The 21,536-nt window shown below is 68.3% G+C and carries 18 protein-coding genes and 2 tRNA genes; 7 read left to right on the top strand and 13 right to left on the bottom strand.

The annotated features are described in order from the left end of the window. Positions 1-179: 179 nt before the first annotated feature. Entirely contained in the window at positions 180-1,181 is a 1,002-nt protein-coding gene (locus ACFY5A_RS05490; protein WP_386949438.1) for a LacI family DNA-binding transcriptional regulator, read from the top strand. Between the two features lie 167 nt (positions 1,182-1,348). Then, complete coding sequence (locus ACFY5A_RS05485; protein WP_387232252.1) at positions 1,349-1,567, top strand: PLD nuclease N-terminal domain-containing protein; 219 nt, start codon at positions 1,349-1,351, stop codon at positions 1,565-1,567. A 106-nt stretch (positions 1,568-1,673) separates the two neighbouring features. Here the strand turns inward: ACFY5A_RS05485 and ilvD are convergent, their stop codons facing one another. After that, positions 1,674-3,578 carry a dihydroxy-acid dehydratase gene (gene ilvD / locus ACFY5A_RS05480; RefSeq protein ID WP_387232250.1) on the bottom strand — a complete coding sequence of 635 codons (1,905 nt, stop codon included), beginning with the start codon at positions 3,576-3,578 and terminating at the stop codon, positions 1,674-1,676. A gap of 76 nt (positions 3,579-3,654) precedes the next feature. On the opposite strand from ilvD, the gene ACFY5A_RS05475 reads away from it, so the two are divergent. The 4 genes from ACFY5A_RS05475 (at position 3,655) to ACFY5A_RS05460 (ending at position 8,876) form a co-directional block, all read left to right on the top strand. Further along, positions 3,655-4,488 carry a helix-turn-helix transcriptional regulator gene (locus ACFY5A_RS05475; RefSeq protein WP_387232248.1) on the top strand — a complete coding sequence of 278 codons (834 nt, stop codon included), beginning with the start codon at positions 3,655-3,657 and terminating at the stop codon, positions 4,486-4,488. A 61-nt stretch (positions 4,489-4,549) separates the two neighbouring features. Then, the gene (locus ACFY5A_RS05470; RefSeq protein ID WP_387232246.1) at positions 4,550-5,911 is read left to right on the top strand and encodes a 3' terminal RNA ribose 2'-O-methyltransferase Hen1; all 1,362 of its coding nucleotides are present in this window, start codon (positions 4,550-4,552) and stop codon (positions 5,909-5,911) included. Next, positions 5,908-8,427 (top strand): polynucleotide kinase-phosphatase, encoded by a 2,520-nt coding sequence (locus ACFY5A_RS05465; protein WP_387232244.1) that lies wholly within the window; start codon positions 5,908-5,910, stop codon positions 8,425-8,427. Before ACFY5A_RS05470 ends, ACFY5A_RS05465 begins: the two co-directional genes overlap by 4 nt. A gap of 44 nt (positions 8,428-8,471) precedes the next feature. Further along, on the top strand, positions 8,472-8,876 hold the full coding sequence (locus ACFY5A_RS05460) for an Imm70 family immunity protein (RefSeq protein ID WP_386949457.1): 405 nt from the start codon (positions 8,472-8,474) through the stop codon (positions 8,874-8,876). 43 nt (positions 8,877-8,919) lie between these two features. On the opposite strand, the gene ACFY5A_RS05455 is transcribed toward ACFY5A_RS05460, so the two are convergent. From ACFY5A_RS05455 to ACFY5A_RS05425, 7 genes are all read right to left on the bottom strand, one after another. Next, positions 8,920-9,279 carry a VOC family protein gene (locus tag ACFY5A_RS05455; protein ID WP_219844592.1) on the bottom strand — a complete coding sequence of 120 codons (360 nt, stop codon included), beginning with the start codon at positions 9,277-9,279 and terminating at the stop codon, positions 8,920-8,922. A gap of 112 nt (positions 9,280-9,391) precedes the next feature. Further along, complete coding sequence (locus ACFY5A_RS05450; RefSeq protein ID WP_387232242.1) at positions 9,392-10,273, bottom strand: MerR family DNA-binding transcriptional regulator; 882 nt, start codon at positions 10,271-10,273, stop codon at positions 9,392-9,394. A gap of 277 nt (positions 10,274-10,550) precedes the next feature. Then, positions 10,551-10,623, bottom strand: a tRNA-Ala gene (locus ACFY5A_RS05445). A 25-nt stretch (positions 10,624-10,648) separates the two neighbouring features. Continuing rightward, positions 10,649-10,722 (bottom strand) — tRNA-Ile (locus ACFY5A_RS05440). A 98-nt stretch (positions 10,723-10,820) separates the two neighbouring features. Continuing rightward, the gene (locus ACFY5A_RS05435; RefSeq protein ID WP_387232240.1) at positions 10,821-11,705 is read right to left on the bottom strand and encodes a DUF4097 family beta strand repeat-containing protein; all 885 of its coding nucleotides are present in this window, start codon (positions 11,703-11,705) and stop codon (positions 10,821-10,823) included. Continuing rightward, positions 11,702-12,391, bottom strand: a complete 690-nt coding sequence (locus tag ACFY5A_RS05430; protein WP_341940788.1) for a response regulator transcription factor — start codon at positions 12,389-12,391, stop codon at positions 11,702-11,704. The genes ACFY5A_RS05435 and ACFY5A_RS05430 overlap by 4 nt, the downstream gene beginning before the upstream one ends. Further along, positions 12,379-13,644, bottom strand: coding sequence for a histidine kinase (locus ACFY5A_RS05425; RefSeq protein WP_387232237.1), 1,266 nt, complete (start codon positions 13,642-13,644; stop codon positions 12,379-12,381). Before ACFY5A_RS05425 ends, ACFY5A_RS05430 begins: the two co-directional genes overlap by 13 nt. A gap of 116 nt (positions 13,645-13,760) precedes the next feature. Here ACFY5A_RS05425 and ACFY5A_RS05420 point away from each other — a divergent pair, with 116 nt between their 5' ends. Beyond that, on the top strand, positions 13,761-14,471 hold the full coding sequence (locus ACFY5A_RS05420) for a VIT family protein (RefSeq protein ID WP_387232235.1): 711 nt from the start codon (positions 13,761-13,763) through the stop codon (positions 14,469-14,471). Positions 14,472-14,522: 51 nt separating this feature from the next. Here the strand turns inward: ACFY5A_RS05420 and ACFY5A_RS05415 are convergent, their stop codons facing one another. From ACFY5A_RS05415 to recF, 5 genes are all read right to left on the bottom strand, one after another. Continuing rightward, a complete protein-coding gene (locus ACFY5A_RS05415; protein WP_105673400.1) occupies positions 14,523-14,927 on the bottom strand; it encodes a DUF3566 domain-containing protein in 405 nt (134 codons plus the stop codon). Further along, complete coding sequence (gene gyrA / locus ACFY5A_RS05410) at positions 14,924-17,470, bottom strand: DNA gyrase subunit A (RefSeq protein ID WP_341940791.1); 2,547 nt, start codon at positions 17,468-17,470, stop codon at positions 14,924-14,926. The genes ACFY5A_RS05415 and gyrA overlap by 4 nt, the downstream gene beginning before the upstream one ends. A 171-nt stretch (positions 17,471-17,641) precedes the next feature. Further along, positions 17,642-19,717, bottom strand: a complete 2,076-nt coding sequence (gene gyrB / locus ACFY5A_RS05405; protein ID WP_105673398.1) for a DNA topoisomerase (ATP-hydrolyzing) subunit B — start codon at positions 19,715-19,717, stop codon at positions 17,642-17,644. Positions 19,718-19,836: 119 nt separating this feature from the next. Next, positions 19,837-20,334 carry a DciA family protein gene (locus ACFY5A_RS05400; RefSeq protein ID WP_341940792.1) on the bottom strand — a complete coding sequence of 166 codons (498 nt, stop codon included), beginning with the start codon at positions 20,332-20,334 and terminating at the stop codon, positions 19,837-19,839. Then, positions 20,327-21,490, bottom strand: a complete 1,164-nt coding sequence (recF, locus tag ACFY5A_RS05395) for a DNA replication/repair protein RecF (protein WP_105673396.1) — start codon at positions 21,488-21,490, stop codon at positions 20,327-20,329. The genes ACFY5A_RS05400 and recF overlap by 8 nt, the downstream gene beginning before the upstream one ends. Positions 21,491-21,536 lie beyond the last annotated feature (46 nt).

The following is a 21,536-nucleotide window of genomic DNA, read 5'->3' as shown; positions in this document are numbered from 1 at the left end:
TGAACTCCACTGCGATGTGTCGTCTGCGGCCGACGGGTGTGCTGCCGCCGCGCCGTCCACTTCATGACAGCGCTGTCATATCATGAGGACGCTACCACAGCGACGGTGGAGCGCGGAAGACATGATCGACGCATCCGCCGCGATAATGGGGATGCCCGCCGACGACCACAGGGGAGACGATGACGAGATCGGATGCAGAGCAGCCGGCGCGTCCGACGCTCGCCCAGGTCGCCGAGCGCGCGGGAGTGAGTCTGAAGACGGCATCCCGCGCCCTGGGCGGCGAATCGTATGTGAGCGAGAAGACGCTCGCCGTGGTGCTCGACGCGGCGAGGGAGCTCGACTATCAGCGCAACTCCGCCGCCAGCCTCCTGGCCTCCGGGCGACTCGCCGACTCGATCGGACTGATCACCGGCGACTTCACCAACCCGTTCTACTCCGCCCTCGCGCAGGGAATCGAAGACGAGATCCGCCCGCGGGGGATGCACCTCTCGGTGACCAACTCCCGTGAATCGGCCGAGCAGGAGCGACGGGTCGCGCACGACCTCGCCGACCGGCAGACGAAGGCCGTGATCACCGTCTCGGCGATGCCCGACCACCGCGACTACGCATCGCTGCAGGCCCGCGGCATCCCCGTCGTGTTCGTCGACCGGCCGGCCGAGCAGGTCGAGGCCGACTCGGTCGTGTTCGACAACCGCGAGGGCGGGCGGCTCGCCGCACGGCACCTCATCGACGCCGGGCATCGTCGCATCGCGTTCATCGGCGACTACGCGTGGCTCCCCACCTACCGGCAGCGCATGGCGGGCATGGGCGACGTGCTCGATCCCGCGGGCTCCGACTGGCGCGAGCTGCTTCGCGCCGACGCGCACGACGTGGTCTCGTCACGCGCCTGCGTGCGGGAGCTGCTCGCCCTCGCGCACCCGCCGACCGCGATCGTCGCCGGGAACAACCGGATCCTGCTCGGCGCCATGGAGGAACTCGCGGGGATGCCGGCATCCGCCCGCCCTGCCGTACTGGGCTTCGACGACCCCGAGTGGGCGCAGGTGCTCGGCATCACCGTCGTGACCGGAGACGTCGAGGCGCTCGGGCGTCAGGCCGCACGCCTCGCGGTCGCCCGACTCAGCGACCGCTCGCGCCCCTTCGAGAACGTCGTGCTCCCGATGCGGCTGATCTCCCGCGGCTGAGCCCGCCCGCGCCGTCGTAGGCCGCACCGCCTCGGTGAAGGGTCAGGAAACGTCGAGTCCGAGGGCTCAGACCCGACGTTCCGTGACTCCTCAGCCCCGAGCGGCGCATGACCTCTGCGTGACTGACCTACCGGACGCATGAACGTGCACCTGGCACGATGTGAACCATGGAGTCCTTCAGCATCCCGCACGTGATCGTTCTGCTCGTCGTGGTCCTCGTGTTCGCTGCGGTGGTCGTGCTGTTCATCCGCGCGGTCATGGGGATCATCAACAGCCGTGGAACCGGTGTGGAGAAGGCGGTGTGGATCCTGATCGTGCTGGCCTTCCCGATCCTCGGCCCGATCATCTGGCTCTTCACGAACAAGAACGGCTCCACGACCACCTGATCTGCGCCCCGCGCACGGCGTTGAGGGGTCACGTATCGTCGTGTCCGAGAGCGCTGACGCGACGTTAAGTGACTCCCCAGCACCGAGCGGCGCGAGTGACGCCGGATCAGGCGAGGGATGCCGCGCTGCGGAGCTCCTGCTCGCGCATCGCGCGCTCGACGGCCTCCACATCGCGCACCGCGCCGCGGTCGGCCGAGGTCGCCATCGCCGCGTACGCCCGCAGCGCGAGTGACACGGGGCGCTGCCGATCGACCGGGCGGTAGCCGCCGGCATCCAGCAGCCGCTCGCGGCGACGCTCGAGCTCGGACTCGTCGACGCGCAGGCTCATCGACCGGGAGGGGATGTCGATGTCGATGATGTCGCCGTCCTCGACCAGGGCGATGACGCCGCCGGCGGCCGCCTCGGGGGAGACGTGGCCGATCGAGAGTCCCGACGTGCCGCCGGAGAAGCGGCCGTCGGTGATCAGCGCGCAGACCTTTCCGAGTCCGCGGCCCTTGAGGAACGACGTCGGGTGGAGCATCTCTTGCATGCCGGGTCCGCCCTTGGGCCCCTCGTAGCGGATCACGACCACATCGCCCGGCTGCACCTTCTTGCCGAGGATCTTCGCGACCGCTTCCTCCTGCGACTCGCACACCACCGCGGGCCCGGAGAACACGAGGATCGACGGGTCCACGCCCGCCGTCTTCACCACGGCGCCGTCCACGGCGATGTTGCCGCGGAGCACCGCGAGGCCGCCGTCGACCGAGTAGGCGTGGTCGATGTCGCGGATGCAGCCGTTCTCGGCATCCTCGTCGAGAGTCGCCCAGCGCTCGGACTGCGAGAACGCACTCGACGACCGCACGCCGCCCGGGGCCGCGAGCCACAGCTCCTTGGCGGTCTCGGTGGCCTTGCCGCCGCGGATGTCCCAGTCGTCGAGCCAGTCGGCGAAGGAGGCGGAGTGGATCGTGCTGACGTTCTCGTCGAGAAGTCCGCCGCGGCGGAGCTCGCCGAGCACCGCCGGGATGCCGCCGGCCCGGTGCACGTCCTCCATGTAATACATGCGGCCGTAGGCGGGGTTCGGGGCGATCTTCGCGAGGCAGGGCACGCGGCGCGACACGGCGTCGATCTCGTCGAGGCCGAAGTCGATGCCGGCCTCGTGCGCCGCGGCGAGCAGATGCAGGATCGTGTTCGTCGAGCCGCCCATCGCGATGTCGAGGGCCATCGCGTTCTCGAAGGCGGCGAAGCTCGCGACCTCGCGCGGCAGCACCGAGCGGTCGTCCTCGTCGTAGAAGCGATGCGTGATCTGCACGGCGACTTCGCCGGCCTTCTCGTACAGCGCGCGGCGGGCGGTGTGCGTCGCGAGCACCGAGCCGTTGCCCGGCAGGGCGAGGCCGAGCGCCTCGACGAGGCAGTTCATCGAGTTCGCGGTGAACATACCCGAGCACGAGCCGCACGTCGGGCAGGCGTTCTCCTCGATGCGCTGGATGTCGGCATCCGACACCGTGTCGTTCGCCGCCTCGGAGATCGCGTCGACGAGGTCGAGCGTGCGCACGCTGCCGTCGACGAGGGTCGCCCGGCCGGACTCCATCGGTCCGCCGGAGACGAAGACCGTCGGGATGTTGAGGCGCAGAGCGGCCATGAGCATGCCGGGGGTGATCTTGTCGCAGTTCGAGATGCAGACCAGGGCGTCGGCCTGGTGGGCGTTGACCATGTACTCGACCGAGTCGGCGATGAGGTCGCGCGAGGGGAGGGAGTACAGCATCCCTCCGTGTCCCATCGCGATGCCGTCGTCGACCGCGATCGTGTTGAACTCGCGCGAGATGCCGCCGGCCGCGGAGATCGCGTCGCTGACGATGCGTCCGACCGGCTGCAGGTGCGTGTGACCGGGGACGAACTCGGTGAAGCTGTTCGCGACGGCGATCATCGGCTTGCCGAAGTCGGCGGCGTTGACGCCGGCGGCGCGGAAGAGCGCGCGGGCGCCGGCGGCGTTGCGTCCGTGCGTGACGGTGCGGGAGCGAAGAGGCGTGGGCATTCTTCCACCCTGGTGGCATCCCGATGTCGTCGGAAGACGGCGCTGATACTAGTAGTGAGAGCACTAGGTTTGATGCATGACCACCGACGACCAGCAGCGCACCGAGCTCGGCGCCTTCCTGCGCGCCCGACGGTCGCTGCTCGACCGTGCGGCGTTCGGCCTGCCCCCCGCGGGCCGCGGCCGCACCGTCGGCCTGCGGCGAGAGGAGATCTCCTTCCTCTCCGGCGTGAGCGTGACCTGGTACACCTGGCTCGAACAGGGCAGGGACATCAACCCGTCGAGGCAGGTGCTGGATGCCGTCGCCACCGCGCTGCACCTCACCGTCGCGGAGCACGACTACGTGCTGACGCTCGCGGGATTCGCCCCCAGTCGCCCGGGCTCGAGCGTCGCCGTCGAGACGGCTCCCGCTCACGTGCAGCGATTCCTCGACGCGCTCGACGAGCACCCCGCCTACGCGCTCGCCCCGGACTGGGGCATCGCCGGATGGAACAGCGCCTACGAGCGGCTGTACCCCAACGTCGCCACGACGCCCCCTGAGCAGCGCAACCTGCTGTGGCTCATCTTCACCGACCCCGCGGTGCGGTCGCTCCTCGACGACTGGGACGACACGAGCCGCCGGTTCCTCGCCGAATTCCGAGCCGAGGCCGGACCGAGGCTCGGCGACCCGCGCTACCGCGACGTCATCGGCCGGCTGATGGACGCGAGCCCCGAGTTCCGCGAGCGCTGGGAGAGCCACGGGGTCGGCGGCTTCGAGTCGCGCGAGCGGGTGTTCCTGCATCCGACCCTCGGCCGCCTCGTGTTCGAGCACCACCAGCTGCGTCCGTCTGACCTGACCGACGTGCAGCTCGTCGTCTACGTCGCCGATGCGGAGACGCGGGAGAAGTTCGCGGGGCGGCCGTCCGCAGAGTGATCCTGGTGCGGATCCGCGGCGGACCTAGACTGAGGCGAAATGCCATCAACCGGGGGTGTCGATGCTGTTCACACTGACCTACGAGCCGGATGAGGACGTCGACGCGACCGTCCTCGGCTACCTGCTGCACAAGCATCCGGCGAAGGTGCAGACCTTCTCCGCCCCCGTCGGTGACATCCACGTCTTCTATCCGGAGGCGACGGCCGAACGCACGACCGCGGCGGTGCTCGTGGAGGTCGATCCCGTCGGACTCGTGCGGAACAAGCGGTTCCGGGGCGACGCCGGAGCACTCGATCACTACGTCAACGACCGCCCGTACGTGGCGTCGAGCATGCTGGCCGTCGCGATCGGCACGGTGTTCCGCACGGCGATGACCGGCCGCAGCGACTCGTATCCCGAACTCGCCGAGTCACCCCTGCCGCTGCGCATCGACGTGCCGGTGGTCTCCACCCGCGGCGAGGAAGACGACCTGGTGCGTCGCATGTTCGAGCCGTGCGGTTGGGATGTCGTCGAGCAGAGCATCCCGCTCGATCCCGCCTACCCGGACTGGGGCGACTCACGCTACAGCTCGGTCACCCTGAGCGGGCGTGTCCGGCTGGCGGACGCCCTGCGACAGCTCTACGTCCTGCTTCCGGTGCTCGACGACACCAAGCACTACTGGGTCGGCGATGATGAGATCTCGAAGCTGGAGCGCGCGGGAGAGGGGTGGCTCGCCGATCACCCCGAGCGCGAGCTGATCACACGACGGTATCTCGTGCACCAGCGATCGCTGCTCGCCCAGACAGCAGACGAGGACGACGCCGTTCGGGAGACGCCGCTGCGGGTGCATCGAGCGGATGCCGTGATGCAGGCGCTCAGGGATGCCGGCGCACACCGCGTCGTCGACATGGGATGCGGTCCCGGTGCGCTGCTCTCGCGGCTCGCGAGCGATCGGTCGTTCACGAAGATCGTCGGCGTCGACGTGTCAGCGCGGTCATTGGAACGAGCGGCACGGATGCTGCGCCTCGACGCCGCGTCGGATGCCGAGCGGGAGCGGATCGAGCTGCTCCACGGCTCCGTGGTCTACCGGGATGACAGGCTCCGCGGCTACGACGCGATGGTGCTGATGGAGGTGATCGAGCACGTGGAGCCGCCACGGCTGCGCGCGCTCGAGGATGCGGTCTTCGCGGGTGCGGACCCCGCCTCGGTGATCGTGACGACGCCGAACGCGGAGTACAACGCGCTGTATCCGACGTTGGGATCCGGCGGTCACCGCCACGACGATCATCGGTTCGAGTGGACGCGTGAGCAGTTCCGCGGCTGGGCTGACGCCGTCGCCTCCCGCCACGGATACACGGTCGAGTATCGCCCGATCGGAGAAGAAGACGCCGTGCTCGGATCACCGACTCAGCTCGCACTCTTCCGACGGGAGGTGGCCGCATGACCGTGCTCGACATCCCCGCTGCATCGCTCGTCGTGCTCGTCGGCGCCTCGGGGTCGGGTAAGTCGACCTTCGCGCGCGACCACTTCGGCCCCTACGAGACCCTGTCCAGCGACTCGTTCCGCGGTCTCGTCGCGAACGACGAGACCGATCAGTCGGCTACGGCGGCGGCATTCGATGCGCTGCAGTACGTCGCCGGCAAACGGCTGGCCGCCGGACTTCTCACCGTGATCGACGCCACGAGCGTGCAACCTGACGCGCGTCGCAAGCTCGTGGAACTCGCCAAAGCACACGACGTGCTCCCCGTCGCCATCGTGTTCGACCTGCCTGAGTCGGTGAGCAGCGCGCGCAATGAGATTCGCGCGGATCGATCGATTCCGGCCGGTGTCGTCAAGCGGCAGACCGATCAGCTGCGCCGCGGCCTGCGTCACCTCGCGAAGGAGGGATTCCGCAAGGTGCACATCCTCCGCACTCCCGAGGATGTCGCGTCCGTGACGATCACGCGCACCCGGCTGCTCAACGATCGTTCGGATGAGCACGGCCCCTTCGACGTCATCGGCGATGTGCACGGATGCCGCAGCGAGCTCGAGACGCTGCTGGGGGCGCTCGGGTACGCGCTCTCCCGTGATGAGCAGGGCCGGCCCGTCGATGCGACGCACCCCGAAGGACGTCGCGTGGTCTTCGTCGGCGACCTCGTGGACAGAGGACCCGACGTCGTGGGTGTGCTCCGTCTCGCGATGGGGATGGTCGCATCCGGCACTGCGCTGGCCGTGGCCGGGAACCACGAGGCCAAGCTCGTCAAGGCGCTGCGTGGTGCCAAGGTCACGATCTCGCACGGACTGGAGGAGACGCTCGCCCAGCTGGCCGGTGAGTCGGAGGGGTTCCGGAACCGGGTCGCGACGTTCTGCTACGACCTCATCTCCCACCTCGTGCTCGACGACGGTCGCCTCATCGTGGCGCATGCCGGTCTCAAGGAGCAGTACCACGGCCGGGCGTCGGGTCGGGTCCGAGCGTTCGCCCTCTACGGCGAGACGACGGGGGAGACCGACGAGTTCGGTCTGCCCGTGCGCTACCCGTGGGCGCAGGACTATCGCGGCAAGGCCGTCGTGCTCTACGGTCACACCCCGGTGCCGACTGTCGAGTGGATCAACAACACGGCGTGCCTCGACACCGGCTGCGTCTTCGGTGGCGCCCTCTCGGCGATGCGGTACCCGGAGCGCGAGGTCGTCTCGGTTCCCGCGGAGCAGGTCTGGTACGAGCCGATCCGCCCCCTGGCGGCCGAGACCCCTGCGAGGGAGCCTGGCGTGCTCAGCCTCGCCGACGTGCAGGGCAAGCTGATCATCGAGACGGGCACCCACGGCAAGATCGGCATCAAGGAGGAGCAGTCCGCGGGCGGACTCGAGACGATGAGCCGGTGGGCGACCGACCCGCGGTGGCTCGTCTACCTTCCGCCGACCATGTCGCCGCCGAGCACCTCGGCGCGGGAGGGGTATCTCGAGCATCCCGCTGAGGCGTTCTCCTCCTTCCGCGACCAGGGCGTGACCGATGTGATCTGCGAGGAGAAGCACATGGGCTCACGCGCGGTCGTGCTCGTGTCGCGCGATCCCCGCAGGTTCGATGCTCCCGACGACTGGCGCGGGGTCATCCACACACGGACCGGACGGCCGTTCTTCGACCCCGTGACCGAACGGAGCTTCCTCGAACGGCTCGACACGGCACTGGAGCACGCGGGGGTATGGGACCAGGTCGCCGCGGACTGGGTGCTTCTCGACGGGGAGATCCTGCCCTGGTCGCTCAAGACGGGCGATCTCATCCGTGAACAGTACGCCTCGGTGGGCGCGGCAGGGGTGACCGCGATGAGCGCCGCCGAGTCCGTGCTGGCTCAGGCCGCGGCATCCGGCATCGACGTCGCCGAGCTCGCCGGTCGGACGCGCGCACGCGTCGAGGACATCGGTCTCTTCCGGGACGCATACCGGCGCTTCGTCGGCGACCCCGGGGAGGTGCGCTTCGCACCGTTCCAGCTGCTCGCAGCGGGGGATTCGACGTTCGAGACCCGCGACCATGACTGGCACCTCGCGATCGCCGACCGTCTCGTCGCGACCGCCCCGGACCTCATCACGCCTACTGCTCGGCTCCGTGTCGACCTCGGCGACGAGGATGCGACCGCGCACGCGATTCGCTGGTGGGAGGATCTGACGGCGGCCGGTGGTGAAGGCATGGTCGTCAAGCCGTTCGCGAACCTGAGCCGCACCGAGAAGGGTCTCGTGCAGCCGGGCATCAAGGTGCGCGGACGGGAGTACCTCCGCATCATCTACGGACCCGACTACACCGAGCCCGCGAGCCTCGCGCGCCTGCGCGACCGCGACACCGGCCGCAAGAGGTCCCTCGCCGGTCGTGAGTACGCTCTCGGGCTGGAGGCGCTGCGGCGTTTCACGTCCGGCGAACCTCTCTGGCGGGTCCATGAGGCGGTCTTCGGCGTGCTCGCGCTGGAATCCGACCCGATCGACCCCCGACTGTAGCGCGTCGTGGATTCCGCAGGGCTCGGAAAGGGGAGGACATGGGTGTGAGCCTGCGAGTAGGGCCGATCGCGTATCCGATCGGCACGGCGGCATTTCTCGGCGCCTTCTTCGACACCATCACCGTGCGTCTGGAGAGCGGAGCACGCGGAACCCGGTTCCCCCACCTCGCCACGCTGTACCAGGCGGGCAGCCTCGAGGCCACGCACGTCGATGCAGCGATCGCAGAGCTCGATCTTGTCAGGAGAGGCCTACGTCAGCTCCCGCCGTCCGCGGTCGTCTGGGACATCGACGATCCGACCGCTGCGCCGCCCTGGGGCCACGTGATCGCCCCCACGATCACCGACCTCGCGAACTACTTCATCACCTCGGACGGACGGCATCTGCTCGACGTTCTCACGATCGCGCTGGATGCCGGCAGACGACTGGAGCGGACGATCGCGATCGGCTGACGAGTGCGGACGAGCATGACTCGACCGCACTCTCGCCTGCCGTTCAGTCGGCGTTCTTGCGCTGCCAGACTCCGAACCGGTTGCCCGCCGGATCGGAGAGGTGCGCGAAGATGATCGCACCGTTGTCCACCGGGGGCAGCACGATCTGAGCCCCGTTCGCGGTCGCCGCGGCGACGCTCGTCTCGACGTCTGCCACCTCGACGTAGAACACGGCCCACGTTCCGGATCCGATCCCGCTGGTGTCCCACAGTCCACCGGCGTTCCCGTTCACCATGGCGTATCCGGCGGGTCCGGCCGGTCCGAACTCCCAGCCGAAGACCTGTCCGTAGAAGGCCCTCGCCGCTTCGGGGTCCGGCGTGCCGACCTCGAAGTAGTTCACGGTGTTCATGCTCGACTCGCTCATCTGCGATCGTCCTTCCGATCCGCGGCATCGCCCGCTGCGATGCTCACGGATCGAGTCTGAGATCTACCACTGTGCGAGGGTCAAGCCACGAGAGGCCGACCGCTCTGACGGGTCAGCCGATGGGGACGTTGACCTCGGTCACCCACTTGTCGGGGTCCGCCTCGCGACCCGGCCCGACGACGTAGACGTTGAAGAGAGGACCGACCTGCGTGCGACCCTGCGTCGCGATCCACGCGCCGATCGATTCGGTCGCCCGATGGATGCCGTCGAACCCGCCGTGGTGGATCGTCCACGCCACCCTCTGCGCGGGAAGGTCGACCACCTCGAATCCGCCCTGCGGTGTGAACGCGCCGCGATAGTCGCGCCAGATCGCCATCTCCACATCCTCGTCGCGATACTCCTCGTCGAAGTAGGTCGCACCGACCAGGTCACCGAACCCGGAGGGCTCGACGCCGGCCGCGGAAGCCATCAGAGTCCGCAGATCCGCCCACAGCTCGCCCTCGGCCGGATAGCAGGCGACAGTGCGCCGCAACTGCAGCACGCGTGCGGACGGGAACAGCCGCTCGCTCACCACCGATCCGGTCGATCCGAGGTCTGCGGCCAGGGTCAGCGCGAGGTCTCTCTGCGCCGCGAGCTGACGAGCGGCCTCCTCGAGACCGGCGATATGCACGTCGAGCCGATCCCGGAGCACCGCGGGAGACTCCTCGTACAGGGGCAGCAGCTCCATGATCAGCGCGATGCCGCACCCCGCATCGCGCAACGAACGGATGCGCCCCGCGATCCGCAGCTGTTCGACGGTGTAACGCCGATAACCGGTGAACGGATCGACCACGGCCGGGATCAGCACGCCCCGATCGTCGTAGTGCCGCAGCATCCGCACGCTCAGACCGGCGTACCGGGAGAAGGCCCCGATGTTCAGCAGCGGAGCCGAGCCGTCGTGCTCCGGCAGCCGCACCCGACGCCGTGCAGCGTCGGCGTCTTCGTACCCGGTCATGGCTTCATGATGCCAGCCGTGGGGATGACGGGGCACCGCACGTCCGGGAGGAGAACGCACGCTCGGACGGAGAGATGACGCACGAACCTCAGCCCGAGCGTGAGATCTCCTCCCGTCGGGAGGAGAAGGTGCTCCGTGTGGAGCGGCCTAGGAGACTCCGTGTGGGGGGAGCCTAGGAGACTCCGCCCTTCCGCTTCGCTCCAGGGCTCCCCGAATCACTCAGCCATATAGATGCGAGAAGGCCCCCGGGCTGCGCTCGGGGGCCTTCTCGCATCTGTGGAGCCTAGGAGATTCGAACTCCTGACATCCTGCTTGCAAAGCAGGCGCTCTACCAACTGAGCTAAGGCCCCTCATGGGGATTTCTTGAGTTAAGGGTGGGGCTACCAGGACTTGAACCTGGGACCTCTTCATTATCAGTGAAGCGCTCTAACCGCCTGAGCTATAGCCCCGTCAACCTCCAAGACTTTACCGGAAGATCCGACAAAATCCGAATCGAGGCAGGTGTGCGGCGGATGCCGGGCGTTTCGGCCCGGCATCCGCCTCTCGATCATCTGCCCGGACGCAGCGTGACCGTGCCAGCGGAGAGGGTCACATCGATCGAGTTCCGTGAGCTCGAGGAGTGGTCGAGCCTGTTGTCGAGCGTTCCCGCGCTCACGTTCTGGGTGATGTTGTACTCGCCGGCGGGGACGCTCAGATCGAGACCGCCCGCGCTCACGTCGATCGAGGTCTCGCTCGGCGCCGCACCGGTGAGCTCGACCGTGAGGTCGCCGGCCGATACGGCGAAGTCGGCCTCGCGCACGCCGTCGAGGAGGATGTCGGCGCTGCCGGCGCTCACGTCGGCGTCGAGAGACGACGCCGACCCGGAGATGGTCAGGTCGCCTGCCGACAGCTCGGTGTCGAGCTCCCCGAAGCGCCCCGTGACGTCGAGGCTGCCCGCGCTCAGAGTGAAGGACGCGTCGAGCCCCTGCAGCTCGGACGGAAGGGTCAGCACGACCGAGCGGTCGTCGTCGAACCAGCCGCCGAACCACCAGCCGAACACCGTCTCCGGTCCGCGGACGAGCAGCTCGTCCTCGTCGCGCTGCAGCGTCCAGGGGCCGCCGCGGCCGCCGGTCACGGCGAGCTGCGCCTGATCGACGTCGCCGAACTCGACACGCACATCGCTCGCGCTCGCGTTGAGGTCGAGTTCCGAGACGCCCGTCACGTCGAGCTCCAGCACGGTGTCGCTGCGAGACAGATCTCCGGATGCGGCGACCGCTGCCGTCGCCCCGGTGCCGACCAGCGCGAGCCCGCCGATCACGGCGAGCGTGACGGTGATCCAGCTCGTCCCGCCCGGTCGCGGAGCCGCAGCCTGAGGCTGGGCCGGAGCCGGTGCCGGAGCCGGAGCCGGGGTCGATGCGGGAGGGGGAGTGAGGGGGTTCTGTTCGGTGCTCATCGTGCGGCTCCTGTCTGGCCTGCGGGCGGCGTCGGGCCGCCGGTGTTCTCGATGTGGGCGAGGGCGGCGAGCACACGGCGGTTGCCCGACTCGTCCGGCTCGAAGCCCAGCTTCTGGAAGATGGAGGTGATGTGCTTCTCGACGCTCGCCTCCGAGAGGAAGAGCAGCGCGGCGATCGCCTGGTTCGACTTTCCCTCCGCGATCAGCGCCAGCACGGTGCGCTCGCGCTCGGTGAGCCGCAGCATCCGGTCGTCCTTGTTGCGTCTCGTGAGCAGCTGCGCGACGACCTCGGGGTCGAGCACGGTCGCGCCCTCGGAGATGCGGGTGACCGATTCCAGGAACTCCGACACGTCGGCGACCCTGTCCTTCAGCAGGTAGCCGAGGGGGCCGCCCTGTGCGGCGATGAGGTCGGATGCGTAGCGCTCCTCGACGTACTGCGACAGCACGAGCAGAGGCAGCGCGGCGTCGGTTGCTCGCAGCGCGAGCGCGGCGCGGATCCCCTCGTCGGTGAACGTCGGCGGGAGGCGCACATCGAGGATGCACAGTTCGGGCGCGGCATCCGCCACCGCCTCGGCGAGGCCATCGGTGTCGGGGAGAGCGGCGACCACCTGGTGGCCGGCGTCCTCGAGCAGTCGCACGAGTCCTTCGCGCAGCAGGACGGAGTCCTCGCAGATCAGGATGCGCATGGCACGTTCACCTCCAGGCTGGTGGGTCCGCCCGCAGGGCTGTCGAGGCGGAAGGTGCCCCCGGCGGCGAGGATGCGGTTGGCGATGCCGTCGAGTCCACCGCCGGGCTGCACCTGCGCGCCGCCCATGCCGTTGTCTTCGACGCGAGCCCACAGTGTGCCTCCCTCGCGAAGCCGCACGGTCACCCGCGCCTCACTCGCACGGGAGTGCTTGGCGGCATTGGTCAGCGACTCGGCGATCGCGAAGTACACGGCGGCCTCGGCCTCACGGCTGCAGCGTCCGTCCATGCGGACGTCGAGATTCACGGGGATGTGGGAGCGGCTGGCGAGGGCCGACAGTGCAGCGTCCAGTCCGCGGTCATCGAGGACCGAGGCGTGGATGCCGCGGGCCAGCTGCCGCAGCTCGGTGATCGCCGCCTTCGTCGAGGTGTGCGCCTCGGCGATGAGGTCCTTCGCGGCTGCCGGGTCGTCGTCGATCTTCTGATGCGCGAGTCCCAGCGTCATGCCGACGGAGACGAGCCGCGGCTGGACGCCGTCGTGCAGGTCGCGCTCGATGCGGGTGCGTTCGAGGTCGGCCGCCCGCACGGCGCCCTCGCGCTGCGCGGTCGTGGTGCGGACGCGCTCGGTGAGCTCGGCCTCGCGGCTCTGCGCCACGATCGCGAGCGACAGCGTGCGGTGGAGCAGGGCGAGACCGACGATGCCGGCGGCGCTCAGCACGACGCCGAGCGCACCGATCACCGGAGCCCAGGCCGCATCCACGAGGGACCCGAACGGACCGTCCACCTCTCCGTCGCCCGCGAGCGGTGCGAAGGAGATGATGCCCGACCAGACGAGGGTCCAGAACAGGCGCAGCACGATCACACCGGCGATGCACGCGAGCGCGAAGTTCGCGAGAGCCCGCCACATCCGGCCGTCGATGACCTGACGCCCGAGGGAGCGGGCCCATCCGCTGAAGCCGGGGCGGTCGCTCGTGCGGCGACGCAGCGGCGCCACCGGAACGCGGTACAGCGAACCGACTCGCGCCACCTCGAACCAGCCGAGGCCGAAGAGCGCGTAGACGAGGCCGATCAGCAGGAAGATGCCGATGCCGAAGGCGAAGAGGAGCCCGAGTCCGGCGCCGAACAGGCCGGTCAGCATTCCGAAGATGCCTGCGCCCAGAACGCCGAGCGCGGCGAGATGGAGGATCGTCAGGAGGATCCGCAACGGCGGTCTCGCCGTGTCCTCCTGCAGTGGGGTCGCAGTCTGTGTGGTCATAGTCCCAAGGTACGGTGACGCCGCGACCCGCGACACGGAGGCACCCGGACACTCGGCTTCGGGTTTTCCCTACCCTGTGTCGTCGATCTGTACACGGTCTCTGGTTCACTGGCCTCATGACCACTCATGAAGGCGAAGCGCACGGTGCAGGACTCGGCCAGCGGCTGAACTGGCTGCGAGCGGGGGTGCTCGGGGCGAACGACGGCATCGTCTCGGTCGCGTCGCTCGTTGTCGGCGTCGCCGGCGCCACGACCGACAACGCGGCACTGCTCACGGCGGGGATCGCGGGGCTCGTCGGCGGCGCCATCTCCATGGCGCTCGGGGAGTACGTGTCGGTCAGCAGCCAGCGCGACAGCGAGCGCGCGCTCATCGCGAAGGAGAAGGAGGAGCTGCGCACCCTCCCCGAGCAGGAGCTTGCCGAGCTCACCTCGCTCTACCGTGAACGGGGTCTCAGCGAGGAGACCGCCCGCAAGGTCGCCGAGGAGCTGACCGCCCACGACGCGCTCTCGGCGCACCTCGAGGTCGAGCTCGGCATCGACCAGGACGATCTGGTCAACCCCTGGCACGCCGCCCTGTCCTCCGCCATCGCCTTCACGCTCGGAGCCCTGCTGCCGCTGCTCGCGATCCTGCTGCCGCCGCCGGCATGGCGGGTGCCCGTCACCTTCGTCGCTGTGCTCGTCGCCCTGGCCGTCACGGGTGCGGTGAGCGCGAGGATCGGCGGGTCGAAACCGGTGCGCGCCTCGGTGCGTCTCGTGATCGGCGGCGGTCTCGCCCTCGCCGTGACCTGGCTGATCGGCACCCTGCTCGGCACCACGGGCATCGCCTGAGAACGACGAAGGGCGGATGCCGCAGCATCCGCCCTTCGTTCTCTGTGAAGATCAGTTCGACATGAAGCCGACGAGCAGTCCGCCCGTGACCTTGACCGCCAGGTTGTAGATGCCGGCGACGACGGCGCCGAGCACCGTCACGACGATCAGATTGAGGATCGACACGACCGCGGCGAAGGCCATGACCTGCGGGAGGCCGGCGACCTCCGACAGACGGACGCTGTTGTCGGTGAAGCTCGAGACGAAGCCGTCGACCTGAGCGAGGACGTTGGTCGCCTGCAGCACCATGTAGATCAGGAAGAACGACACCATGGTGACGATCGCGAGCGCGACGGCCGCCAGGAAGGAGAGCTTCACGGCCGACCAGAAGTCGATGTAGACCAGGCGCAGGCGGACCTGCTTGCCGCTGGTCTTGCGCGTGGACTTCTTCGCCAGCTTGTCGGCTACTGTGCTCATGCGTTTTCCTCAGGGGTGTCTGTCGTCTCGGGAGCCGCGGGGTCGGCATCCGTCTCGGCCTCGTCCTCGCCGAGTCCTCGTTCGCCGTTGCGGGCGATCGCGAGGATGCGGTCTGCGTCCGTGGTCCGTGCGAACACCACTCCCATGGTGTCGCGGCCCTTTGCGGGGACCTCGGCCACGGCAGAGCGTACCACCTTGCCGCTGGACAGAACCACCAAGACCTCGTCGTCCTCCGCGACCATCAGACCACCCGCGAGAGTGCCCCGATCGTCGTTCAGCTTGGCGACCTTGATGCCGAATCCGCCGCGTCCCTGGACCCGGTACTCGTCGATCGCGGTGCGCTTCGCGTAGCCGCCGTCGGTGACCACGAACACGTACTGGCCGGGGGCGGCGACGGATGCCGAGAGCAGGCTGTCGCCGTCGCGGAACTTCATTCCCTTGACGCCGGCGGTCGCACGGCCCATCGGACGGAGCGCCTCATCGGTCGCGCTGAAGCGGACCGACATGCCCTTGCGGCTGATCAGCAGGATGTCGTCCTCGGCGTTCACCATGAGCGCCGAGACCAGCTCGTCGTCGTCGTTCAGACGGATCGCGATGACCCCGCCCTGACGGTTGGTGTCGTAGCTCGACAGGCTCGTCTTCTTGACCAGGCCGTTGCGCGTCGCGAGCACCAGGTACTCGGCGACCTCGTAGTCGCGGATGTCGAGGATCTGCGCGATCTTCTCGCCCGGCTGCAGCGCGAGCAGGTTCGCGACGTGCGTGCCCTTCGCATCGCGCCCCGACTCCGGCACCTCGTAGGTCTTGGAGCGGTAGACGCGACCCTTGTCGGTGAAGAACAGCAGCCAGTGGTGCGTCGTCGTCACGAAGAAGTGCTCGACGATGTCATCCGCCCGCAGCTGCGCGCCCTTGATGCCCTTGCCGCCGCGGTGCTGCGAACGGTAGTTGTCGCTGCGCGTGCGCTTGATGTAGCCGTCACGGGTGACGGTGACGACCATCTCCTCCTCGGCGATGAGGTCTTCCATCGAGACGTCGCCGTCGAAGCCGTGCAGGATGTGCGTCCGACGGTCGTCGCCGAAGCGGTCGACGATGCCGGTGAGCTCCTCGCGGATGATGTCGCGCTGCAGCGCCTCGTCGGCGAGGATCGCGTTGTACTGCGCGATGAGCTTCTCGAGCTCCTCGGCCTCGTCGAGGATCTTCTGCCGCTCCAGAGCCGCAAGACGACGCAGCTGCATCGACAGGATGGCGTCGGCCTGATCGTCATCGATGTCGAGCAGCGCCTTCAGCCCCTCGCGTGCCTCGTCGACCGTGGGGGAGCGGCGGATGAGCGCGATGACCTCGTCGAGCGCGTCGAGCGCCTTCAGGTACGCACGCAGGATGTGCATGCGCGCCTCGGCCTTGGCCAGGCGGAAGCGGGTGCGACGGACGATGACCTCGAGCTGGTGGGTGATCCAGTTCGTCACGAACCCGTCGATCGCGAGGGTGCGCGGCACCCCGTCGACGATCGCGAGCATGTTCGCGCCGAAGTTCTCCTGCAGCTGCGTGTGCTTGTAGAGGTTGTTCAGCACGACCTTGGCGACGGCATCCCTCTTGAGGACGACGACGAGACGCTGACCCGTGCGGTCGGAGGACTCGTCGCGGATGTCGGCGATGCCGGTGATCTTGCCGTCACGGGCGAGGTCGCCGATCTTCACCGCGACGTTGTCGGGGTTGACCTGGTACGGGAGCTCGGTGATGACGAGGCAGGTGCGACCCTGGATCTCCTCGACGTTGACGACGGCGCGCATCGTGATCGAGCCGCGACCGGTGCGGTACGCCTCGTGAACGCCCTTGGTGCCGAGGATCTGCGCGCCGGTCGGGAAATCAGGACCGGGGATGCGCTGGATCAGTCCCTCGAGGAGCTCCTCACGGGAGATGCCGGGGTTGTCCAGCGCCCAGAGAGCCGCGGCCGAGATCTCGCGGAGGTTGTGCGGCGGGATGTTGGTGGCCATGCCGACCGCGATGCCGACCGAACCGTTGACGAGCAGGTTCGGGAAGCGGGCGGGGAGGACCGTCGGCTCCTGGGTCTGACCGTCGTAGTTGTCGGTGAAGTCGACCGTGTCCTCTTCGATGTCGCGCACCATCTCGAGCGCGAGCGGGGCCATCTTGGTCTCGGTGTACCGGGGGGCTGCGGCGCCCATGTTGCCGGGGGAGCCGAAGTTGCCCTGGCCGAGGGCCAGCGGATACCGCAGCGACCACGGCTGCACCAGACGGACGAGGGCGTCGTAGATCGCCGAGTCGCCGTGCGGGTGGTACTGACCCATGACCTCGCCGACGACGCGCGCGCACTTCGAGAACGACTTGTCGGGGCGGAATCCGCCGTCGTACATGCCGTAGATCACGCGGCGGTGCACCGGCTTGAGGCCGTCGCGCACGTCGGGGAGCGCGCGGCCGACGATCACGGCCATCGCGTAGTCGAGGTAGCTGCGCTGCATCTCCGACTGCAGGTCGACCTGGTCGATCTTGCCGTGTTCGTGTTCCGGCTCGGGGCGGATGTCGTCAGTCATGGTTCTCGTTCGATTCTTTTGTGGCTACCGGACTCCGGGATGCCGCTTCGCTCGCAGAGCGGGGATCCTCCCGCTTCGCGGGCCCCTCCCGATGCTCGCTCCGCGGCATCCCTGCGTCCTCACGTCATGCGTGGCGGTAGCCTCCGATTCGCGTGTGTGTGTATGTGGGGATCAGATGTCGAGGAAGCGGACGTCCTTGGCGTTGCGCTGGATGAAGCTGCGTCGGGACTCGACGTCCTCACCCATCAAAACGCTGAAGATCTCGTCGGCCGCCGCGGCGTCCTCGATGGTGATCTGCTGGAGCGTACGCGTGGAGTGATCCATCGTGGTCTCCCACAGCTCCTTCGGGTTCATCTCGCCGAGACCCTTGTAGCGCTGGATGCCGGCATCCTTCGGGATGCGCTTGCCGTTGTCGAGGCCGTGCTTGAGCAGGGCGTCGCGCTCGGCGTCGCTGAAGACGTACTCGTGAGCCGAGTTCGACCACTTCAGGCGGTACAGCGGCGGCATCGCGAGGTAGACGAATCCCGCCTCGATGAGTCCGCGCATGTAGCGGAACAGCAGCGTCAGCAGCAGCGTCGTGATGTGCTGGCCGTCGACGTCGGCATCCGCCATCAGCACGATCTTGTGATACCGCGCCTTCTCGATGTCGAACTCCTCGCCGATGCCCGTGCCGAAGGCCTGGATCATCGCCTGGACTTCCTTGTTGCCCAGGGCCTTGTCGAGACGCGCGCGCTCGACGTTGAGGATCTTGCCGCGCAGCGCCAGGATCGCCTGGGTGTGCGGGTCGCGACCCTGCACGGCCGAACCGCCTGCGGAGTCACCCTCGACGAGGAAGATCTCGCTGATCGACGGGTCCTTGCTCGTGCAGTCCTTGAGCTTGTCGGGCATCGCGGCCGACTCGAAGACGCTCTTGCGACGGGCCGTCTCACGCGCCTTGCGGGCGGCGAGACGAGCGGTCGCGGCGTCGATGGCCTTGCGGATGACGTTCTTCGCCTGGTTCGGGTTGCGTTCGAACCAGTCGCCGAGCTGGTCGCCCACGACCTTCTGCACGAAGGCCTTCGCCTCGGTGTTTCCGAGCTTGGTCTTGGTCTGACCCTCGAACTGCGGCTCGCCGAGCTTGATCGAGATGACCGCGGTCAGCCCCTCGCGGACGTCGTCTCCGGAGAGGTTGTCGTCCTTCTCCTTGATGATGTTGTTCGCCCTGGCGTACTTGTTCACGAGGGTGGTCAGCGCCGCACGGAAGCCCTCCTCGTGCGTGCCGCCCTCGTGGGTGTTGATCGTGTTCGCGTAGGTGAACACGTTCTCGGTGTACGAGGTCGTCCACTGCATCGCGACCTCGAGGGAGATCTTGCGCTCGGTGTCCTCCGACTCGAAGGCGATGATCTCGTCGTTGACGACCTCGGCGTGACGCACCCGGTTCAGGTACTCCACGTAGTCGACGAGTCCGCGCTCGTAGAAGAACACGTCGTTCGGCTGCTTCGTGACGGCCTGCCCGTCCTCCTCCGTCTCGTACGCGGAGTCGGGCCGCTCGTCGCTCAGCTCGATGCGGAGTCCCTTGTTCAGGAACGCCATCTGCTGGAAGCGGGTCCGGAGCGTGTCGTAGTCGAAGTCGACCGTCTCCTGGAAGATCTCGGCATCCGGCCAGAACGTGATGCTCGTTCCGGTCTCGTCTGTCGCCTCACCCTTCTCGAGCTGCTGCTGCGGCACGCCGCCGTTCGCGAAGCTGTGGCGCCAGGCGAAGCCCTTCTGCTTGACCTCGACGTCGAAGCGCGTGGAGAGCGCGTTCACCACCGAGGAGCCGACGCCGTGCAGACCGCCGGAGACGGCATAGGCGCCGCCGCCGAACTTTCCGCCGGCGTGCAGGATCGTGAGGACGACCTCGACGGTCGACTTCGACGGGTCGGAGGAGTGCGGGTCGACGGGGATGCCGCGGCCGTTGTCGACGACGCGGACTCCGCCGTCGCCCAGCAGCGTCACGAAGATCGTGTCGGCGTACCCGGCCAGCGCCTCGTCGACGGAGTTGTCGACGATCTCGTACACCAGGTGGTGCAGACCACGCGGACCCGTGGAGCCGATGTACATGCCGGGGCGCTTGCGGACCGCCTCGAGACCCTCGAGGATCTGGATCGAATCCGCGCCGTACTCACCGGGCTGCTGCGCCTTGGGTGCGGGTGCAGTGGTGCCCTCGTTCTCGGGGGTTCCCCCGTTGGTCGATTCCGTCTCGTCAGCAGGGGATTCAGGCGTCATCAGAGGGCATTCTCCACATCGATATTACGAACTCCCATTCTAAGGGGTTTTCGTCTCGATATGTGCGCTAGAACGCCGTGTGTGCCCTTCTGAGCGATTCGGACCCCATATCTGGTCCCCTACCCGTAGGTATCGCGTGGACCCCTCCCTGGAACGGCTCTGGGACCCCATTTCCAAGAGGGGACGTCCGGTCCGATGAAGCGGAGGTTCTGGACGCCGGCATCCGGGTACCTCCTGCCGATCTCCGTCAGGATGGTCGCCCGCATGTACTGGAGGTTCTTCGCCCACGCCGTCGAGTCGCACTTCACGGTGAGGAGCCCGCGCTCGAGAGACACCGGCTCGGAGTGCTTGGCCGTGTCGGACCCGGCGAGCTCGGCCCACTGCAGCACCAGGTCTTCACGGGCCAGGGTCGTCTGCCAGCCGGAATCACGGGTGAGCTTGTCGAGCACCGCGCCGAGCGAACCGGGGTCGCGACCCGGCGTGAACGGCGCGTTCTCGTCGTCGTCCGCGATGCGCCGCTTGCGCTTCCAGTTCTTCGCGCTGGGCTTGAGGCCCCGCAGCCGCAGGTAGGTGGCGACGGTCTCCGGAGTGTCGGATGCCGCGGCGATGTCAGTCATGGCTCTCCTCCCGCTCGTCGCTGATGGTCCCTGCGGTGATGCGCACCACGTGCGCGTGCAGCACCTCGGGGATATCCTCCTCCACGGCCGCGGTGACCACCACCTGCTCGTAACCGGACGTGAGGGAGGCCAGCCGTTGACGCCGATCGGCGTCGAGCTCGGCGAACACGTCGTCGAGGATCAGCACGGGGTCCCCCGCGGGCGATTCGTTGCGGAGCAGCTCGGCCGAGGCGAGACGCAGGGCGAGGGCGACCGACCAGGACTCTCCGTGCGAGGCGTAGCCCTTCACCGGTAGGTCGCGGACGCGGAGGACGAGGTCGTCGCGATGCGGTCCGGTCAGGGTGAGTCCGCGATCGAGTTCCTGCGTGCGCTTGGCCGCGAGAGACGCGCGGAACATCTCCGATATATCGCCGGTGGTCTCCGTGACGGCATCGTCCTGCCCGTCTTCGGGGTCGCCTCCGCGCACGGAGAGCGCCCATTCCAGCTGGGGACGGTGGTCGGCGCCGGCGATCGCCGCGTATGCATCAGCCACGGGCTGCTGCAGATCGGTCGCGAGCCGCTGGCGCGCGACGATGATCTCCGAACCGAGGGAGACCAGCTTGTCGTCCCAGACATCCAGGGTCGTGAGGGCCTCCCCGCGGATGCCGCGGGCCCGCGCCGATTTCAGCAGTGCGGTGCGCTGCTTGAGCACGCGGTCGTAGTCGGCGAGCACGGCGGACATGCGGGGCGTGCGCTGGATGAGGAGCTGATCGGCGAATCGGCGCCGCGACGAGGGGTCGCCGCGGACGATCTGCAGATCCTCCGGCGCGAACAGCACCACGTGGGCGTACCGCGGCAGCTCGCTGGTCTTCGACGGCGACCCGTTGATGCGCGCCTTGTTGGATCCCTGCCTGTTCAGCTGGACCTCGGCGAGGACCTTGCGCTCTCCGTGGGAGAGCCGGGCGCGGATGATCGCGAACTCCTGGCCGTCGCGCACCATCGGCGCATCCGACGACACCCGATGCGAACCGAGCGTGGCCAGGAACACGACCGCTTCGGCCAGATTCGTCTTGCCCTGTCCGTTGCGGCCGACGAGCACGTTCGGTCCGCGGTGGAGGGTGAGTTCTGCGGTCGCGTAATTGCGGAAATCGACCAGACTCAGGTGCTCCACAATCACGGAGTCAGCCTAGTCGCCCCTACTGACAGCGACTCCGGATGCTGCG

This window comes from Microbacterium sp. NPDC012755 (genome assembly GCF_042901325.1).
GTDB classification, from domain to species: domain Bacteria; phylum Actinomycetota; class Actinomycetes; order Actinomycetales; family Microbacteriaceae; genus Microbacterium; species Microbacterium natoriense.
This window is presented reverse-complemented; position numbering and strand designations above follow the sequence as displayed.

Coding starts and splice junctions, on each gene's coding strand:
- ACFY5A_RS05490 (WP_386949438.1), top strand. CDS start 180: ATGACGAGATCGGATGCAGAGCAGCCGGCGCGTCCGACGCTCGCCCAG.
- ACFY5A_RS05435 (WP_387232240.1), bottom strand. CDS start 11,705: ATGAGCACCGAACAGAACCCCCTCACTCCCCCTCCCGCATCGACCCCG.
- ACFY5A_RS05470 (WP_387232246.1), top strand. CDS start 4,550: ATGCTGTTCACACTGACCTACGAGCCGGATGAGGACGTCGACGCGACC.
- gyrB (WP_105673398.1), bottom strand. CDS start 19,717: ATGACGCCTGAATCCCCTGCTGACGAGACGGAATCGACCAACGGGGGA.
- ACFY5A_RS05420 (WP_387232235.1), top strand. CDS start 13,761: ATGACCACTCATGAAGGCGAAGCGCACGGTGCAGGACTCGGCCAGCGG.
- gyrA (WP_341940791.1), bottom strand. CDS start 17,470: ATGACTGACGACATCCGCCCCGAGCCGGAACACGAACACGGCAAGATC.
- ACFY5A_RS05430 (WP_341940788.1), bottom strand. CDS start 12,391: ATGCGCATCCTGATCTGCGAGGACTCCGTCCTGCTGCGCGAAGGACTC.
- ACFY5A_RS05425 (WP_387232237.1), bottom strand. CDS start 13,644: ATGACCACACAGACTGCGACCCCACTGCAGGAGGACACGGCGAGACCG.
- ACFY5A_RS05400 (WP_341940792.1), bottom strand. CDS start 20,334: ATGACTGACATCGCCGCGGCATCCGACACTCCGGAGACCGTCGCCACC.
- ACFY5A_RS05415 (WP_105673400.1), bottom strand. CDS start 14,927: ATGAGCACAGTAGCCGACAAGCTGGCGAAGAAGTCCACGCGCAAGACC.
- ACFY5A_RS05450 (WP_387232242.1), bottom strand. CDS start 10,273: ATGACCGGGTACGAAGACGCCGACGCTGCACGGCGTCGGGTGCGGCTG.
- ilvD (WP_387232250.1), bottom strand. CDS start 3,578: ATGCCCACGCCTCTTCGCTCCCGCACCGTCACGCACGGACGCAACGCC.
- ACFY5A_RS05465 (WP_387232244.1), top strand. CDS start 5,908: ATGACCGTGCTCGACATCCCCGCTGCATCGCTCGTCGTGCTCGTCGGC.
- ACFY5A_RS05485 (WP_387232252.1), top strand. CDS start 1,349: ATGGAGTCCTTCAGCATCCCGCACGTGATCGTTCTGCTCGTCGTGGTC.
- ACFY5A_RS05455 (WP_219844592.1), bottom strand. CDS start 9,279: ATGAGCGAGTCGAGCATGAACACCGTGAACTACTTCGAGGTCGGCACG.
- ACFY5A_RS05475 (WP_387232248.1), top strand. CDS start 3,655: ATGACCACCGACGACCAGCAGCGCACCGAGCTCGGCGCCTTCCTGCGC.